The organism is Paenibacillus sp. BK033 (assembly GCF_004345425.1).
Lineage (GTDB): Bacteria > Bacillota > Bacilli > Paenibacillales > Paenibacillaceae > Pristimantibacillus.
This window is the reverse complement of sequence record NZ_SLVP01000004.1, coordinates 501,480-517,641: the sequence shown is the minus strand read 5'-3', so window position 1 is coordinate 517,641 and position 16,162 is coordinate 501,480. Positions and strand designations below refer to the sequence as shown.

Genomic DNA, 16,162 nt, shown 5'->3' with positions numbered 1-16,162 from the left:
AATGCAGAAATGATCGCCGGGTTCAGATTTTATACTTGCTCGATCAGGCCATATTTACCGTCGCTTCGTTTATAAACAACGTTCACTTCCTTATTGTCGATATTGGAGAATACAAAGAAATTATGTCCAACCATGTTCATTTGCAAAATGGCTTCTTCAACGTCCATCGGCTTCAGCATAAAACGCTTCGTCCGGACGAGCTCAAGTTCGTCTTCCTCATCCATAACGGATACGGCCGTCTGGCTGATGCCTTCCTTGAACAGAGCCTTGACGCCACTTTCTTGCCTGAACTTACGGTTCATCTTAGTCTTATGTTTGCGAATTTGACGTTCCAGTTTGTCCACCACAACATCAATGGAGGCGTACATATCCTCGCTCTTATCTTCCGCCCTCAGCATGACGCCGACCAGCGGGATGGTTACTTCCACCGCGTGTTTGCCCTTGGTAACGGACAACGTGACGGTTGTTTCGGAGGCAGGAGCTTCAAAATACTTTTCCAATCGACTGATCTTCTTCACAGCATACTCTCGTAAAGCTTCTGTCACTTGAATACGATGACCTCGAATGATGTATTTCATGGGGCATTCCTCCTTTACGTATTCTTATTATAACATATGCTGGTGCCTATTTCAAAATAGTTTTTTATTTATTTAGAATTTTCAGATAATATTTTCGGAGGATTGGCCTGAACCTGTTTCTTCATTAATATGTGTATGTGGATAAGTTATGGATCATGACAGTGAACAGGTGGATAAAAAAATGAAAAGCCCCGGTTTCCCGGAGCTTAGAATAGGCACTTGTCAATCGAACCATATAATGTGGCTGAATGAGTCAGCCTAGATGATTACAGTTTGACTACGTTTGCAGCTTGTGGACCGCGAGCGCCTTCTACGATGTCGAATTCAACCGCTTGGCCTTCTTCGAGCGTTTTGAAGCCTTCAGCTTGGATTGCGGAGAAATGAACGAAAACGTCGCCGCCTTGTTCAGTCTCGATAAATCCATAACCTTTCTCTGCGTTAAACCATTTAACTTTACCTTGCATACATAAACAGTCCCTTCATCTTCAAATACTGTGAGGCGTCTTAGTTATGTTATGGCCCACAAGTCGAATATACCACCATTGACACACTATTGTCAATATTTCCTTGTAAGCGAATACATTTTTTTTAGACAGCCCCATTTTCTACCTTCTGGCGTCGAAAAAGAGGCTGTCTCCGCCGCCGTAAGCGGAGTCGTATCTAGCCTGGGAACGGCGTCCCTGCTGGATTTTATCCCATTGCTGCCTTGCTTCGTCGCGCAGCGTAACCATCCTGGCAACGATAACCGACTCGATGGAAATTAACCGGTCCGCTTCCAGCCGGAGCACGGCCATTTGCTCCGCAGGGACAGCCGACTGCTCCAGCTCCCGGAACAGTTCTTCTCGCTGCTGCATATATGCGTCGAACTGTTCCAGATCGGCGCTGTCCAACCGCTCAACCAAATTAGACGACAGTTGAATGAGTCGCTGTAAAAGAGCTTCCATTAGCTTGTCCCGCCATCTGATTGACTTGTTTGGCCGCTTCGACCCATGTTGCCTTCAGATCGATCAGGTGTCCAAGCACCTCCTCGGCCGGGGCGGCATCCTTGCGGGTATTGGCTTCGATTAACCGGTGGTTGAAATAATCGTAAAGCAGCAGCAAGCTTTCCGATACCGGATTCGAACGGTCCAGGGTAATAATGAACTCGCTAATGATTTCCTGCGTCTTCATGAGACTCGTATGCGCGTCCGCATTCCGCCGTTCCTTGATAGCCTCAATGCCCTGACGGCAGAAACGAATCGCCCCGTCGTAAAGCATGATAAGCAAAGCAGCGGGATTAGCCGTCTGAACCGATGTCTGCATGTATGGATTGCGCGGTTGGTATTGCATAGGTTATTAGCCTCCTAGGAACCAAGCAGCGATGCAAGGCTTGAGCTGCGTGAATTCATCTGACTGATGTAGGTTTCCATCTGGGTGAACTGGTTGTAATAGCGGGTCTCCATGTCGTCGAGACGGGTCTGGAGAGCCGAGATCTGCTTATCGTATTCTAATGATTCTTTACCGAGTACATAAGTGTTTTTGACGGATGTGCTTGTACCCGCTTTATCTACAATCTGACTGAAAATAGCACTCGCTTGATTATACAGCCGTGTGGCAACACCGTCTCCGGCAGTGGTTTTGCTATCCTTATCGTCAGCGGTGAACAAGGCCATCACTTCATCCGGCTTCTCGGAGATCATTTGTTTTAGCTTTGTTTCGTCAATGTACAGCTTGCCTTTATCCATGTAGCTGCCGCTAACCGACGTACCGCTAATTAACGAACTCGAAATCCCGATATCGGACAGGTTCTTTAATTGCCCCGACGCCAGGCCGCTAATCGAGGAAGATAAGGCTTGTCTCATCGAATAGAGGCTTGATGTAAGAACGGAATCATTAGCCAGCATACCACTTTTTGCTTTATCTTCCCATTGTTTAATCTGATCATCCGTCATCTCTTTCTTCTGAGCGTCGGTCAGCGGAGCAAAATCGCGATACTTCTCCTCAGACAACTCCGAGTTGATCGAGCCGATCAGATCATTGTACTTATCTACGAAGGATTTGATCTTGTTGAATACAGAATCAACGTCCTGCGTAACGCCAATGCTCGTTACATCGGCTCCTTCCGACTTCGCCGTAATGCTAAGGCCGGCAATGGTGAAAGTGTTTGAGTCATATTCGCCTTCTACGCCGTTAAAGTTTACCTTAGCGTTTTGTCCAGTGCTATAAACGGATGCCGTATCCTTGCTTGTTGCTCCCGTTAAGCCTAGAGCATCTAAAACCGCGGTATCCGAACCTGTGGTGAAATCAATTGCTTTGCTTTTAACCGGGTTATCAACAACCAGGTTGCCATCCGAGTTCAAAGATACGGAGACGCCCGTATTCTTTAGCGAGTCATTCATCTTAGACAGCAGATCCCCAACCGTTGTGGTTGAAGTAATGTCAAACTTGAATGGTGCAGCTTGTCCATCTATGGTTAGAGAAATGGATTTGCCTGCTAAAGAGGCTAATGAAGTGTCTGCAGCCAGCTTTACATTTCCCGTTACCGTTGTTGCAGTGCCATTGGTAGATACGCCTAAAATGGAAGTTATGTCCGCGCCTCTTAGATCAATATCTGCAGCAGCACCTGTTTTGGTCGAAGAGAAGAACATCGTCTTCAGGGTAGAATCATAGGCTACCTTTACCCCGGTTTTCACGGACTCCGCATTAATCTTATTGGCCAGATCCTGATAGGTATCCGCGCTCTTCACCTCAACATTAACGCCATTGACGGTAATCGTTGTATCCTTGCCTACCGTTGGCCCTGTTAGAGTCCCGCTCTTCAGCGTTGCCGTTTTAGCCAGCTGTTCGACCTGCAAGGTATACGAGCCTTCAATGGCCGTTCCAGTCCCTGTTACCGTCGCTACGTTTGTATTCGAGGAAGAAGCAGTTTTCGTCAAGTAAGCGGATTGCAGCTTCATATCGAATGCAGCATTTTTAAAATCCAGAACCTTGTTGTTGATCGCCCGATAATCGTCCTGCTTCCACTGGTTAATCTGCTTCTTCTGGTTGAGCTTGTCTAGTGGGACGCGCTGGGCATCCATGATCTGTTTAATCATGCTCTCATAATCCATACCCGATGCTAACCCGGTTACGCGTAAAGTACTCACTCTTATCCCTCCTGATCATTACCGTTTCTCGTCAACAATTAAGCCTGCCATTTCCCATAGTTTTGCGATAAAGTCCAGAGATTTCTCCGGCGGGATCTCTCTTAATACTTCTCCTGTTTCTTTATCCTTCACCTTTACTGCGACAAGATGGGTTTGTTTGTGTACGTCAAATTGCAGTTCCGTTGGTCTTCCGCGCATAGCCTTAACGGCCTGCTCTATATTTTTGAATAACTGCTGCTCTCCAACGCTGATCTTCTCGCCCTGCAGCTCAGCAAGCTTCACATCTTCAAAGCTGGTATAGGACCGTGATCCTTGAACAGCTGCTTCCATCTGTACCGAAGTTTCCGCATACACTTCTTTGCTTGGAGTCTTTGGTGCATCCGATGCCGGAATTCGTTCCGATGGAAAATTCGAGCCTGAAATTGATAAGTTTGAGCTCATCCGAATTTTCCTCCTGCCAGATTGATGTTACCTATTATATCGGCATATGAAAAAGCGATTATTATAGGGACCTTAAGCAAATCCTATAAAAAAGAGACCTTAGTCGCCTAAGGTCTCTCTTTATTCCGTTATGGTTAAAGATTAACGGAGGAGTTGAAGTACGCCTTGCGGCTGTTGGTTCGCTTGAGCAAGCATAGCTTGAGCAGCTTGTGCAAGGATCGAGTTCTTCGTTTGCTCCATCATTTCTTTCGCCATATCAACGTCACGGATACGGGATTCAGCAGCAGTCAGGTTCTCGGAAGCTGTACCCAGGTTGTTGATTGTGTGCTCCAGACGGTTTTGAACAGCACCGAGCTTGGAACGTTCGCTGGATACGGAGTTAATAGCCGAGTCCAGAACTTTGATTGCGGAAGAAGCGCCTTCTTTAGTGGAGATATCAAGAGCAGCTTCAGCTTTCACGTCGTTAGTTCCGTTAGTTACGGAATTAGCAGTAGTGAAGCCAGCTTGACCAGCGTTACCAGTGATACCCAGAGCAGCGGAACGCATGTCGCCGATTGTCAGCGACATCGATTGACCGGAGTTAGCACCGATTTGGAACTTAGTCGAGAAGCCGGAGCCTTGTGCACCAGGTCCAACTACTTGTTGTACGTTTTGAACTGTAGCGAGGCCAGTTCCCAATGCAGTAATTGGCGTACCTGTACCATTTGCAACAGTAATGTCTTTGCCTGTCTCGGAAATAAATTGAATCTTGCCAGAATCAGACAGGGACGCCGTTACTTGGCCATCCAATCCTGCTTCTTGAAGAGCCGCGTTCAAATCTTTAACCAGATCAGCCGCCGCAGAGTCCTTAGCATTTTTATCAACGCCAGTGTTAGTTGCATAAGTCTTAGCAGCAGTACCAGTGTTAAGATTTACAGTTACAGCACTGCCGTTACCAATTGTAATTTTGAGGGAATCGCCAGCTGCAAAGCTAACATCAGCAGCACTTACCGCATTAGTAGCCTCTACACCTGCACGTTCTACAGTAGTAGAAGTACCATAAACCGTTTTGTCGTCGGCCGCGATTGCACCGAGACCAGCATCCGCGCCACCAGCAAGGGTAATCGAGCTGTTAGCACCTTCGGATTTAGCGGTAAATGTCAATTTACCAGCTGCAGTTTGAGTGATATCTACGAGGTCAGACAATTTAACTCCACCTGAAGTTACGTTGCCAAGTGCAGTAATATCAGAAGCAGCACCACCGCCAGTAAGCACACCAGCTTTACTGAGGTCAAATGTTTGATTATCAATTGTAATTGTAGAGTTAGATGCAGCTGCAGTAGTTACGCCACCAAGTGTGATAGAAGCACTAGTTGCTTTAGTGATTTTAGCTCCGTCTTGGGAAGCGATACCGCCGTTCAGCAATTTTTGAGTGTTGAACTCAGTTGTGTTGCCGATACGGTTGATTTCAGAAGTCAATTGGTTCATTTCGTCTTGCAGAGCTGCGCGGTCAGTATCCGTGTTCGTACCGTTCGCGGATTGTGTAGCCAGCTCGCGCATACGCTGCAGGATGCTATGAGTTTCGTTCAAAGCGCCCTCAGCTGTTTGGATCAAGGAGATGCCGTCTTGACCGTTTTTAGCAGCCATGTCCAGACCGCGGATTTGGCCACGCATTTTTTCGGAAATTGCCAGACCAGCAGCGTCGTCGCCAGCACGGTTGATACGAAGACCGGAAGACAGTTTTTCCATCGATTTGCTTTGAGCGCTAGAAGCGTTGTTCAGCGAGCTCAGAGTGTTAAGAGCTGCAATGTTGTGATTAATACGCATTGTTATTTCCTCCCTGAATGTCTGTTAGTTCCGCATCCTTGCGGAAGCTTACGGTGAAAGGGTCGGCCGCCCCTCCCCCGCGCTTATTATTTATATCGACAGCATTCGGGACATTTTATAGAGGAAAAACAAAAATTTCTATTTTTTATCTATTCTTTTTTATTTGTCTGAACGATTTTGTTTGAGCAGCTGAACAACATCGTTAATAGCAAGCAGACTGCTTGCCGCTTCCCGGTTGGAAGCTTGAATGTTCATATACAGTTCCTTGCGGAATATTTCAATGTCCTTAGGGGCGCGGATACCCAGCTTTACGGTCTCGCCCTCGACACCAAGCACGACAATCTCAATATTGCCGCCAATCATAATCGATTCATCCGTCTTACGAGATAATACGAGCATAACGCTCCTCCTTAGGCTTGATATAAAGGCGCTCTTGAGCTATAAGCATGGTCGTGGATGATATGCTGCTTGCCGCGTTTCGTCGTCTTGTTTAATACAATTGGCGCCAGCAAATTTATCGTGGATTTATTCGGTTCTTTATTGAGAGTAATAACGGACCAGACCTCAACATCCTTCTCGTCATCCAGCTTCAGCTCTTGCATGACCGAATCCGGCAAGTCCCATTCATAATCCTTATAAAAATAAAAGGGGCTGGCAATAAGAAAAGCGATATTCTCATCCTCCACGGATTGCATCAGCCTGACCGGCATTTCCCCTTCAACCTCGGACAACACAAACTGCTGCAGATGTTCAAAGCCCGGTATTCCGTTATCGAACTGGTAGGTAGTCAATCGAATCCCCTCTTCGTCTTCAGTATATAAAAAGAAAACTACAGGCCCCGTATAAAGATACGCATAAGGCCTATAGTTATTAAACCTAATTCTATGAACAATGTAAAATCCTATAAAACCGTGTCGATGCTTGGCGGAGTTATCTGCACGGAGGCGTACTGCCTCATGTAAATCTCCGCTTTGCCCGGCGTATATTCATGAATAGGGCGGTTAGGCGTGACGTTTAGCTCGACACCGCCCTGCTCAACGGATATTTGCACTTTGCCCGGCGTAAAGAATACATCCACGTTATCAATAGACGCTGGTCCCGTAACGGGCATCGGTGGCCCTTCGATCCGCCAGTCTTTTGACAAGCTGGCTACAGGATTATTCTTCACATGTGCAAGATCCGCCAGCTGCCGCCCTTCTTCCATTCGGCGGGCAACGCCTTGCAGCGCGATCTCTTTGGCTTGCGAATAAATTCTGCTCGACACTTCTAAGTTATTCCCTAGCCCTAGCGCATCCCAAGCTCGGTCCTGGTCGACCTCCAGCACCCCCATAGGCTGCTCAATCGACAGCTTTGCAGGGATCTGGCGCATATCGATCGTGGCCTGCGGCTGCTCGATATGTTGCTCTGCCGGCCTTACCTGAATCCCGATAAGAGCAGGCTGCTGGTGAATTTGAATTTGTCCAATAGCCATTTAACCACCCTATCTCAGGAAGTCAACAAGACTTGGCTGAATGATCTTCGCTCCTGCCGACAAGGAAGCCTGGTACACGTTCTCTAAGGTCGTAATATTCGTGATGGCTTCCGCCATATCGACGTCTTCTACTTTTTGTTGCATTTGCTGGAGGTTGATATCCACGTCAGAAAGTCTTCCTTGCACGATTTCCACGCGGTTAACCCGCGCTCCGATCTGAGCTCTCGCCGTCAGCATCGTGTTCATTCGCGTATCGATCTGGCCAAGCAGACTCGTCAGACCTTCCTGGTCGCCCGAACCCAGCATATCGTAGGCGCGGTGCATAAGCTGAAACAAATTATCACTTGTCGTGTCGGATTCATTCGTAACCGGAGCACCAAACACATCGTTGCCCGTCATGTTTACGTCCATCGTCATCCCCGGAGACAGCTCGTATTGAATGCTTCCGGTATCCGTCTGGTTACTGAAGGCTTTTAGAATTGGAGGATCTGCCGAAGGATCGGACTGCTGATCCAGCCCAAGGGTGGAATAAGGCTTTACGCCTGTCTGCTCGCCGTTAAACATTTGTTTCCCGTTGAACTGGCTGTTGCCGATCTCCACCATTTGGTTGTACAACTGGGAAACTTCCGTTTGAATAGCGGTCATGCTCGTTTGTTCCAGGGTTCCGTTTGCGCCTTTTACAATCAGTTCACGGAACCGCTGCACGATGTCCGTAGCCTGACCAATTGTTGTATCCATATACTCGAGAGAGGATAACGCGGTATCGGCATTGTCCGTATATTGATCATTGGATGCAATCTCGCCGCGATAGCGCAAAGCGAAGGTAATACCGATTGGATCATCGGAAGGCTTATTAATCGCTTTACCTGTAGCGAGTTGGTTTTGCAGCTTATTCATGCTGTTAAGGTTGTTCGTTATGTTGCCAAGCATTTGGGAAGACATCATTCTTTGCGTTACGCGTAATGCCACGTGGCTGCACCTCCGGCTTTATCTAGTCGATTACAGGCCGACGCGGCCCATGCTGTTAATAATACGGTCCAATGTCTCGTCGATAACGGTCATCACGCGCGCGGATGCGTTATAGGCATGCTGGAACTTCACGAGATCGGACATTTCCTCGTCAAGGGAAACGCCGCTGACCGACATACGGCGGGAATCCACCTGGTCAACGATCGTTTGCTGATTCGACTGCAGCCGCTGCATTTCCTTGGACTGCACGCCTAATTGGCCAACTACCGCGCGGAAGAATCCGTTAATCGTATTGTTGTCCGTCGCATCAAACGCAAACTTCGTGTCACGCGCCTGCGACATCAGAACGGCCATTGAGTTGTTACCTGCTACAACGGTCTCCGTACCATCGTCATTGAAGGTCACTTTCATAGAAGTGGCAAGCAGAGTAGGGTCTGCTGCAATCTTAGGATTCAACTGAATATTGGCTGCGGTTAAATTATCCGTATTGCCGTCCGCATCGGTGAACAGCGGCTCGCCTTGCTCCCCGTTCATCGTGTAACCGAGCTGATGCAAGCCGTTCAGACCCTGCACCGTTACGGTCAAATCCTCCGTCAGCGTACGGTTAGCGCCTGCGTACGTAACGCCGTTAAGCACGGTACCTTCGGGAAGAACCGAGCCTTTAGGAATCGTGACTTGAATATCCCCATTTGCAATGGTGTTAGCCATTTGGTTGAGCTGATCCATATAGCCCTGGACATATTTATCGCGCGACTGCATCGTTCCGTAAATAGCCCCGTTATTCAGATCGCCGTTCTCGATGGCAGCCGTCATATCGTCCAGCGTTAATCCTTGCGACCCTTCGGCGGATTTACCCGCAACCAAAGTTACGTTGCCCATCGTAATGGTGTAACCGTCAGATAAATCAGACACCTTGACATTCGCCAGGCCGGACAGTTCGTCGACCAGAGCATCGCGTTGGTCGCGCAGGTCATTCGCGTCGTCGCCAATGCCTTCAATTCGCTGAATTTGTCCGTTCAGGTTGGCAATGGTGCTGGAGATCGATTTGAGGTTATCGAGGTTGATCTGAGCGTTTTCCGTCAAGTCGGACTTCAAATCGGTAAGCTGTTTGTATGTATAGTTAAAAGCGTCCATCATCGCTTTCGTCTGTTCAACCAGTACGGCGCGTCCATCCGCGCTCTCAGGCGTCTTGCTGAGGTCCGACCAGCTGTTCCAGAAGTTCGAGATCACGGTCTGAAGGCCGGTATCGCTTGGCTCATTCACAATGGTCTCCAGCTTCTCGAGCGTATCCGACTGGACCGTATAATTCCCGAGCCACTTATACTCGCTGTAGAACTGACTGTCCAAGAACTTGTCTCTTACCCGCGTGATCGAGGTTGCTTCCACGCCCGTACCAAGCTGCCCCGCAGCCGTGGAATGGGAATAGCCATAGGCTTCGATGGGACGGGCAGCCGTAAAGTTAACCCGCTGGCGGGAGTAACCCGACGTATTGGCGTTAGAAATATTGTGACCGGTCGTGTTCAGCGCCGTTTGCGTCGTGAATATACTTCGCTTCGCGGTCTCCAGACCATGAAATGTCGATGTCATCGTATCTTGTCCTCTCCCTTAAGTCTTGAGATTATAGCGACTAGCACGCTGCACATTCATTCCTTGTACGGCGCGGTGATAGGTAACCTCGTCCTCCGGGGCGCCAAGCAGCAGGTCCTGCGTAAATTGCAGATAATCCAGATTCATCCGGATCAGCTGCTGGTTAAACGTATTGACGTCCTGAAGCTCCTTGATCGCGGCGGACAGCTCCCTCCACATCTGCTGAAGCTCCAGCTTCTGCTCCGCATGGTAGACCATCTGAATCAGCTTCTCCATCTTCAGGGAGCGCATGTTGCGAAGGCCTTGTTCAACCGTAAACCGTCCAACCTGAAGCAGACGGGTCTGTTCCAGGTCAACAATACGCTGCACGCTTTTTTTCTCGCGGCTTGTAATAAGCGATACCGCCTCTACATTTTCCAAGCGGATGGCTTCCGTCTTCTCGTTGGCATGCCGGATAAGCTCACGGTGCGCATCCAACAGCTCCTGCAGGGTGATTAAAATCTGCCTGATATGCTCGTTCATTTACGGATCATCCCTTCAGGTAAGGAAGCAGCTTGTCTGCGATTTTGCCGGCGTCAACCTTGTAGGTTCCCGCTGAGATGGATTGCTTCAATTCTTCCAGGCGCTTCTGCCTTTCCGGACTGTTCGTTTGACTGGTAGAGAGCATTTCCTTTGCCTCCGCGGAGATCTCTACGATATCCTTCTGTTTCTTCTTATTTGCACCATCTATCCGCTGCTCCATTTGCTTCTGGTAGGGGTTGTACGCGCCGATCCGATTCGTTTCATTTATCTTCATGAATAATCACCTCTTTGGTTCCACAATAGAAAAAACCGATAACCTTTAAAAGTATTATCGGTTCAGCTAGCAGGAAAATGAATAGGCCAAGTTATGGGGCTACATATTAATTTTGCCTTTTGTTATATTTATCGATGCCTTTGTACGAAACTCTTTCTTCCGCGCGGAGGGCCGCGTTCCTTGCCTCATCCTCGTGCATGTGTTGAGTGTCCTTCAGCAGGCGGGCGCGGCAGTTGCCGCATATATTGTTCTCACGGATCAGTGTACCACATACTTCGCAAGGATACATAAGATTGGGGGCATTCAGCAGCGAAATACGCCCCTCTTTAATAAACTTCGTAATTTGTTTAATCGAAACGCCGGTGGCATCGTGCAGCTCGGTAATAACAGCGCCCTTGTTCTCGCGCAAGTAAGTGGAGCACAGTTCGTATTCTTTATCAATTTCCCGGATGCACGCAGGGCAGACATCACGGAAGTTTTTGGCAAAAATCTTCCCGCACCGAGGGCAGTTTTCTACATTCATCGTCGATTCCCCATTCCAGCAATCATAAGGTTGTTACGGTTATTTTAACGGATATTGGGAGTTTTTTCACTAGTAATCTTGCAAAAGGACTTTCTGCCGCTAGGATCTGGCCCAAGTAAGAGAATAAATGTCGAGCGGAGCCTCCGAATGCTGATGCAGCGCTGCCGCGCAAGCTCCGATCGTGCTGCCTGTTGTGTAGATGTCGTCGACTAGTAGAATTCGTATAGATCGGACTTGGGCATTCATAGGGGACCTTAGGACATTGTTCCGCAAAAGCGCCATCGTATGCGGGTTGGCGTGAAACAATCGCTGCGTATCCTTCATTCGCTCCAGGCGGGTTTTGAAGCTTTGCTTCCCGGTATGCCGCTCCCGGACGAGCAGGTTATACAGAGGAAGCCGATGATGCTTGGCCAAAATAGAAGCGAACCGCTCGGCCTGATTAAAGCCTCTCTCCTCTGCCCGCTCCATGCTGACCGGCACGAAGGTAACGGCATCCCAGATGGGAATTGAGGGTGGCTGCGCAGAAAAGCTTTGTTTTTCCGCTTCCTTCGTGATGGCTTCAAAGGCCGGGAGCATCATCTGGGCGAGCAGCGGCTCCAGCCTCTCATTCCCCCGGTACTTGTATTGTGCCAGCCATTCTCTCATCTCGCTGCTGTACTGAACGGCGCTTCGGTTCGCGATAAACATGGGGTCCATCCGGCGGATGCAGTCCGGACAAGTGATTCCCCTGCCGCAAACGCGGCATTTGATTGGGATAAGCCATGGGATGGCCGCGAGGCAAGAGGAGCAGATTGAACGGGTAAAAGCGGGCGGGAGATAGGATAGATACGTTTTCCGGCTATCGGCTTGAGGCGTTGATAGGCCTGGTGAAGCCTGCTTTATTCCTTTTCCGCAAAAGGGGCATTCTCCCGAGCTGGGTTTCAGATAATGCAAGGAGTGGCGCAGCTCGGAGGTGGAGCGCCGGAATAGTTGTTTGAGGATGTGCCGCATGCATGAGTGACCTCCTTTGATGGTGTTGTTATTAATAGGATTCAGTATTTGATGAAAGAGCTGGATCTAGCGGGCGGATGTATGGGCGATAGATATAAAGGTTAATTGGAACGCTTGAAGATTCGGCTCCACCATGAACCGGCCCGTTCCTCCGGAAGCAGGTATCCCCGTTTGCGGGCAATCCGGTTCATTCCGCGGATTTGACTGATGGCTGCAGCTTGAGCACCGGTTCGCTCTCTGCCGCAAAAATAGACAAAACCATTCGGATCTTCTCCCGAACGCCCCGCCCTTCCCGCCATCTGAACCAGCGAAGCCTCGTCAAACAACCGCCCGTCCGCGTCTAAAATATATACATCGCTGCGCGGAATGGTTACTCCCCGCTCCAGGATGGTCGTGGTGACTAATACGCGAATTTCGCTTTTGCGGAATCGGTTTACCTTATCGGCCCGGTCCGGATCCTGAGACGAGGTCCCTTCGACGGCAGATTGCTTAAGCAGCCTGCCCAGCAGCTTGGCCATCGGCTCAACCTGCGAGATCCGCTGAACGAAGATGAAGAGCTGAGCTCCGCGGTTTAGAGAATGGTTAAGCGCCGCGAGCAGCGCTCTCGGTATTTTTCCCGTCTGAAGGAGCTTTGCGACGGACGGTGTGCGAATTAGAACCGGTACGGGCAGCGGATGGCGATGATAGCGGACGGGTACCCTGGCATGGGGCAGCTGTCCGGATTTAACACGCCGCTGCAGCTCGGTTGGCGGCGTGGCCGAAAGCAGCAGCTTTGGGGCATGCGGCGCACGGCTTTTGTCCGCCGCGTAATGCAAAATCGGATCGCCGTGGTAGGGAAACGCATCAAGCTCGTCGATAATGACGAGATCAAAAGCTTGATGGAACCGCATCAGCTGATGCGTAGTGGCCAGCGTAATGTCTCCCGCTTCCCAACGCTGCTCGCTGCCGCCGTATAAAGTAACGACCCGTGCCTGCGGGAACGCCCTGCGGATGCGGGGATCGAGCTCAATGACGACATCCCGGCGCGGAGTGGCGATCAGCGCCCGCCCTCCGCGGGAGATGACCGACTCGACCAGCGGGAATATCATCTCCGTCTTGCCGGCCCCGGTGACGGCCCAGAGGAGGAACTCTTTGTTCTTCTGTGGAGGGTGTGGCGCTTCGATGAACTGAAGCGCCGACTCCGTGGCGGCAGCTTGCGCGGGGCTGAGCCGCCACTTGTTGAGGTCGGCCGGTGTTGAGCCGGCCTCTAGTGGAGGTGCCGGCATGCCAAGCACCAGCAGCTCGCATTCGCGGCTGCGCCCCATGGTGAGGCATGCCGAGCAGTAAGCGCACATGTGCCCGCACGCTGCGCAAGGCGTGCGGTGCATGTGCGCTTCGCCGCTGCCGCATCGCCTGCAGCGGCACTCGCGCCGCCGCCGGCCGTGCTCGGCGGCGACAGCGCCCTTGAGGCGCAGCCAGCCTAGCAGCTGCGCCAACTGCAGTGCGCCGCCCATATCGGCGGCGGCGCCCTCGAGCAGGGCGTGCGCTTCGCTGCGAAGCAGCGCACGGCCCTGCATGGCCGCGGCGGCCTGCTGCGCAGCGGCCGCCAGGGCCTCCCGCGCGCGAGCAGCAGCGCGCGCGGTGCCGGGGCTGGAGCCGCCCGCGTCAGCGGCGGCTCGCGCCCACCGCCGAGCCCGCAGGCTGGCATCGCCAGCAGCCTGCGGGCTCGGCCCTTGCATTGGCGCGCCCGCTTCGCGGCGCGCCTGCTCCACGCAGGCCGCGAGCGAAGCCAGCGGCCCGCCGCCACTGCCTGCTGTACTCCCTACACTCTCTGCAATTCCCCGACTCTGAGCACTACCGACACCACTGCTATCCCGCGAGGCACGGCTCCCGGCATCTCGCTCCCAAAGCTCCACGCAGCGAATGGCATCCCCCAATGGCAATGCCTCCTCCCATAGCCATCCTTCTTCCGCTCTCTCCCCTTTAAGTCTCGTTTGGACCGCAACACTCCGTCCGTTATCTTTCTTTCTCATCCCTCCATAACGACCATCTACTATCCTACTAGCTTCCGCTAGCCCCTCCTCCATCCAGAACAACCGGTCCACTTCCGGCGCAATCGACATCCGGGCTGACCATTCTCCGCAAACACGAACGACATACACAAAGGCCTTCAACCGTTTCCCTCCTTGCGCACGCAAAAAAGCACACCTCAACGATGCCATTGCATCATCGGGGTGTGCTTCACTCCGTGCTTCCAATTAACTTCCATTATAGCTCAAAACGGCATTTTCGACAAATCGGATGGATTCTGCAAATCCACAAGGATAGCCTGATCAGGCTTGCTTACAATCCCTTCGTTTCTTAGCATCCAGATAAGACCTGCAGAATCTTCACCAGATTGTGAGCGCTTTCTATCCTTCGAACCTTCATCCGCAAAAACCGTAATATTCCCGTTCTCCCGCCGGAGACGGTCTACAATCTGAGCGGTCTGGTCCGCAGAATCGTTATCGACTACCGTAAGCTGAACATCCGTCCCCATTCGGCGCGAATAGGAAGAAAACTGGCGTAGAAACATTTCCATCTTCATATGCTGATCATGAGCAACAAGAACATAATGCTTGCTTTCGCGGATTTTACCCCGCCTGAGCCTGTAAGCCACATGCACCGATGCGGCGGCCAAAGCATAGCAGCCTATCACAAGAAGAAAAATCGCAATCAGGTCGGCCACCTCCTCTTTGTGACAATATATGCCGCTATGCGCCCAGTGGTTACGCACATGAGGACAAGGGGGTTAAAATGGGTAATCGACACTCTGATGCGACTATTGTAAAATAAATGCAAATGAAATCATGCGTGTGAAGCACACCGCTCTTTTTCTCGTTTCCAACGGGGGAGCCGTGTGCTTTTTATTTTGCTAAGGAGGAGTGATTATTCTGGTTAAGGTACTCGATACCCTTTATGAACAATGGTTAGAGTCTCAGCTTCAAGCAGGCGGCAGTGAACGTAAACGCAGATTATCCGAGGAACGACATGCAGAGGACTTATTTCTTAAGCAGGTTTGGCTGCCGGCTATTGGCAAGCTTGAACATTTGCACGCGGAATACGAGGTCGATGATTATAAGGATGGTCAACGTTTTCTGGACTATGCCTATCTGCGCGAGCCCTACAAGATTTGCATCGAGATTGACGGCTACGGCCCACACTTGCGGGATGCTGACCGCAGACAATTCGCTGACAACCTCATGCGCCAGAACCATCTCATCCTGGACGGCTGGATGGTGATCCGCTTCTCCTATGACGACGTCAAGAGCAGGCCGCGCCACTGCCAGCAACTCCTACAGCAGCTGTTCGGCAAGCTCTTCAGTCTTACCTCCAACAACAACAATCTATCCTTGCAGCAAAAAGAAATTCTGCGCTATATGCAGCTTGTCCGCAAACCAGTGACGCCAAAAGATATCAGCCTATTACTATCGATAAGTTCAAAGTATGCACGCAAACTGTTAATAGAAATGGTTAGTTTAACTTATTTACAGCCTGCAAAAGCGACTGTCCATCGAGTCCGTACTTACAAGTTGCAGGCTGCCACTCCTAGACTCTAACTGGCTCAAATTCATCTTCCCATTCGATAAGACCCTGCCAGGGTCTTATCCCAACCAAACTAGCTAGTCTTCCCCCCAATAAGACCCCCGCAGGGTCTTATGTCCCCGCAACTCCACCATTTTCACACTTCAGTCGCCATTCCTCACTCGATAAGACCCCGACAGGGTCTTATCCTAACCAAACTAGCTAGTCTCAACCCCAATAAGACCCCCGCAGGGTCTTATGTCCCCACAACTCCACCATTTTCACGCTCCAGTCGCCATTCCTCACTCGATAAGACCCCGACAGGGTCCTTAT

General features: G+C 50.6%; 19 protein-coding genes. 1 reads left to right on the top strand and 18 read right to left on the bottom strand.

Going from position 1 to position 16,162, the window contains the following annotated elements; translation table 11 throughout:
* Positions 1–29: 29 nt before the first annotated feature.
* The 18 genes from hpf to EV294_RS17115 all read right to left on the bottom strand — a co-directional run bounded on the left by hpf (position 30) and on the right by EV294_RS17115 (position 14,993).
* Positions 30–578 carry a ribosome hibernation-promoting factor, HPF/YfiA family gene (hpf, locus tag EV294_RS17200; RefSeq protein WP_132308881.1) on the bottom strand — a complete coding sequence of 183 codons (549 nt, stop codon included), beginning with the start codon at positions 576–578 and terminating at the stop codon, positions 30–32.
* A gap of 266 nt (positions 579–844) precedes the next feature.
* Positions 845–1,042 (bottom strand): cold-shock protein, encoded by a 198-nt coding sequence (locus tag EV294_RS17195; RefSeq protein ID WP_015847290.1) that lies wholly within the window; start codon positions 1,040–1,042, stop codon positions 845–847.
* Positions 1,043–1,183: 141 nt separating this feature from the next.
* Complete coding sequence (locus EV294_RS17190; RefSeq protein WP_132308880.1) at positions 1,184–1,522, bottom strand: hypothetical protein; 339 nt, start codon at positions 1,520–1,522, stop codon at positions 1,184–1,186.
* A complete protein-coding gene (gene fliS, locus EV294_RS17185; protein ID WP_132308878.1) occupies positions 1,482–1,907 on the bottom strand; it encodes a flagellar export chaperone FliS in 426 nt (141 codons plus the stop codon). The genes EV294_RS17190 and fliS overlap by 41 nt, the downstream gene beginning before the upstream one ends.
* A 14-nt stretch (positions 1,908–1,921) precedes the next feature.
* Positions 1,922–3,703, bottom strand: a complete 1,782-nt coding sequence (gene fliD / locus EV294_RS17180; protein ID WP_132308876.1) for a flagellar filament capping protein FliD — start codon at positions 3,701–3,703, stop codon at positions 1,922–1,924.
* Positions 3,704–3,721: 18 nt separating this feature from the next.
* Positions 3,722–4,144 carry a flagellar protein FlaG gene (locus tag EV294_RS17175; protein ID WP_132308874.1) on the bottom strand — a complete coding sequence of 141 codons (423 nt, stop codon included), beginning with the start codon at positions 4,142–4,144 and terminating at the stop codon, positions 3,722–3,724.
* Between the two features lie 141 nt (positions 4,145–4,285).
* Complete coding sequence (locus EV294_RS17170; protein WP_132308872.1) at positions 4,286–5,950, bottom strand: flagellin N-terminal helical domain-containing protein; 1,665 nt, start codon at positions 5,948–5,950, stop codon at positions 4,286–4,288.
* Between the two features lie 159 nt (positions 5,951–6,109).
* Positions 6,110–6,349 (bottom strand): carbon storage regulator CsrA, encoded by a 240-nt coding sequence (gene csrA / locus EV294_RS17165; RefSeq protein ID WP_015847302.1) that lies wholly within the window; start codon positions 6,347–6,349, stop codon positions 6,110–6,112.
* 11 nt (positions 6,350–6,360) lie between these two features.
* Entirely contained in the window at positions 6,361–6,741 is a 381-nt protein-coding gene (gene fliW / locus EV294_RS17160; protein ID WP_132308870.1) for a flagellar assembly protein FliW, read from the bottom strand.
* Positions 6,742–6,851: 110 nt separating this feature from the next.
* Positions 6,852–7,421 carry a DUF6470 family protein gene (locus EV294_RS17155; protein ID WP_132308868.1) on the bottom strand — a complete coding sequence of 190 codons (570 nt, stop codon included), beginning with the start codon at positions 7,419–7,421 and terminating at the stop codon, positions 6,852–6,854.
* A 9-nt stretch (positions 7,422–7,430) separates the two neighbouring features.
* Positions 7,431–8,390: a flagellar hook-associated protein FlgL gene (gene flgL / locus EV294_RS17150; RefSeq protein ID WP_132308866.1), complete on the bottom strand. Its 960-nt coding sequence runs from the start codon at positions 8,388–8,390 to the stop codon at positions 7,431–7,433.
* Between the two features lie 30 nt (positions 8,391–8,420).
* A complete protein-coding gene (flgK, locus tag EV294_RS17145; RefSeq protein ID WP_132308864.1) occupies positions 8,421–9,977 on the bottom strand; it encodes a flagellar hook-associated protein FlgK in 1,557 nt (518 codons plus the stop codon).
* A gap of 18 nt (positions 9,978–9,995) precedes the next feature.
* A complete protein-coding gene (locus tag EV294_RS17140; RefSeq protein ID WP_132308862.1) occupies positions 9,996–10,499 on the bottom strand; it encodes a flagellar protein FlgN in 504 nt (167 codons plus the stop codon).
* A 7-nt stretch (positions 10,500–10,506) separates the two neighbouring features.
* Positions 10,507–10,773, bottom strand: coding sequence for a flagellar biosynthesis anti-sigma factor FlgM (gene flgM, locus EV294_RS17135; RefSeq protein ID WP_116393603.1), 267 nt, complete (start codon positions 10,771–10,773; stop codon positions 10,507–10,509).
* Between the two features lie 106 nt (positions 10,774–10,879).
* The gene (locus EV294_RS17130) at positions 10,880–11,296 is read right to left on the bottom strand and encodes a TIGR03826 family flagellar region protein (RefSeq protein WP_132308860.1); all 417 of its coding nucleotides are present in this window, start codon (positions 11,294–11,296) and stop codon (positions 10,880–10,882) included.
* A 99-nt stretch (positions 11,297–11,395) separates the two neighbouring features.
* On the bottom strand, positions 11,396–11,983 hold the full coding sequence (locus tag EV294_RS17125; protein WP_132308858.1) for a ComF family protein: 588 nt from the start codon (positions 11,981–11,983) through the stop codon (positions 11,396–11,398).
* A 404-nt stretch (positions 11,984–12,387) separates the two neighbouring features.
* Positions 12,388–13,842 carry an ATP-dependent helicase ComFA gene (locus EV294_RS17120; RefSeq protein WP_243711686.1) on the bottom strand — a complete coding sequence of 485 codons (1,455 nt, stop codon included), beginning with the start codon at positions 13,840–13,842 and terminating at the stop codon, positions 12,388–12,390.
* Between the two features lie 698 nt (positions 13,843–14,540).
* The gene (locus EV294_RS17115) at positions 14,541–14,993 is read right to left on the bottom strand and encodes a hypothetical protein (protein ID WP_132308854.1); all 453 of its coding nucleotides are present in this window, start codon (positions 14,991–14,993) and stop codon (positions 14,541–14,543) included.
* Positions 14,994–15,189: 196 nt separating this feature from the next.
* On the opposite strand from EV294_RS17115, the gene EV294_RS17110 reads away from it, so the two are divergent.
* Positions 15,190–15,864 (top strand): DNA-binding response regulator, encoded by a 675-nt coding sequence (locus EV294_RS17110; RefSeq protein ID WP_243711685.1) that lies wholly within the window; start codon positions 15,190–15,192, stop codon positions 15,862–15,864.
* Positions 15,865–16,162: the final 298 nt, after the last annotated feature.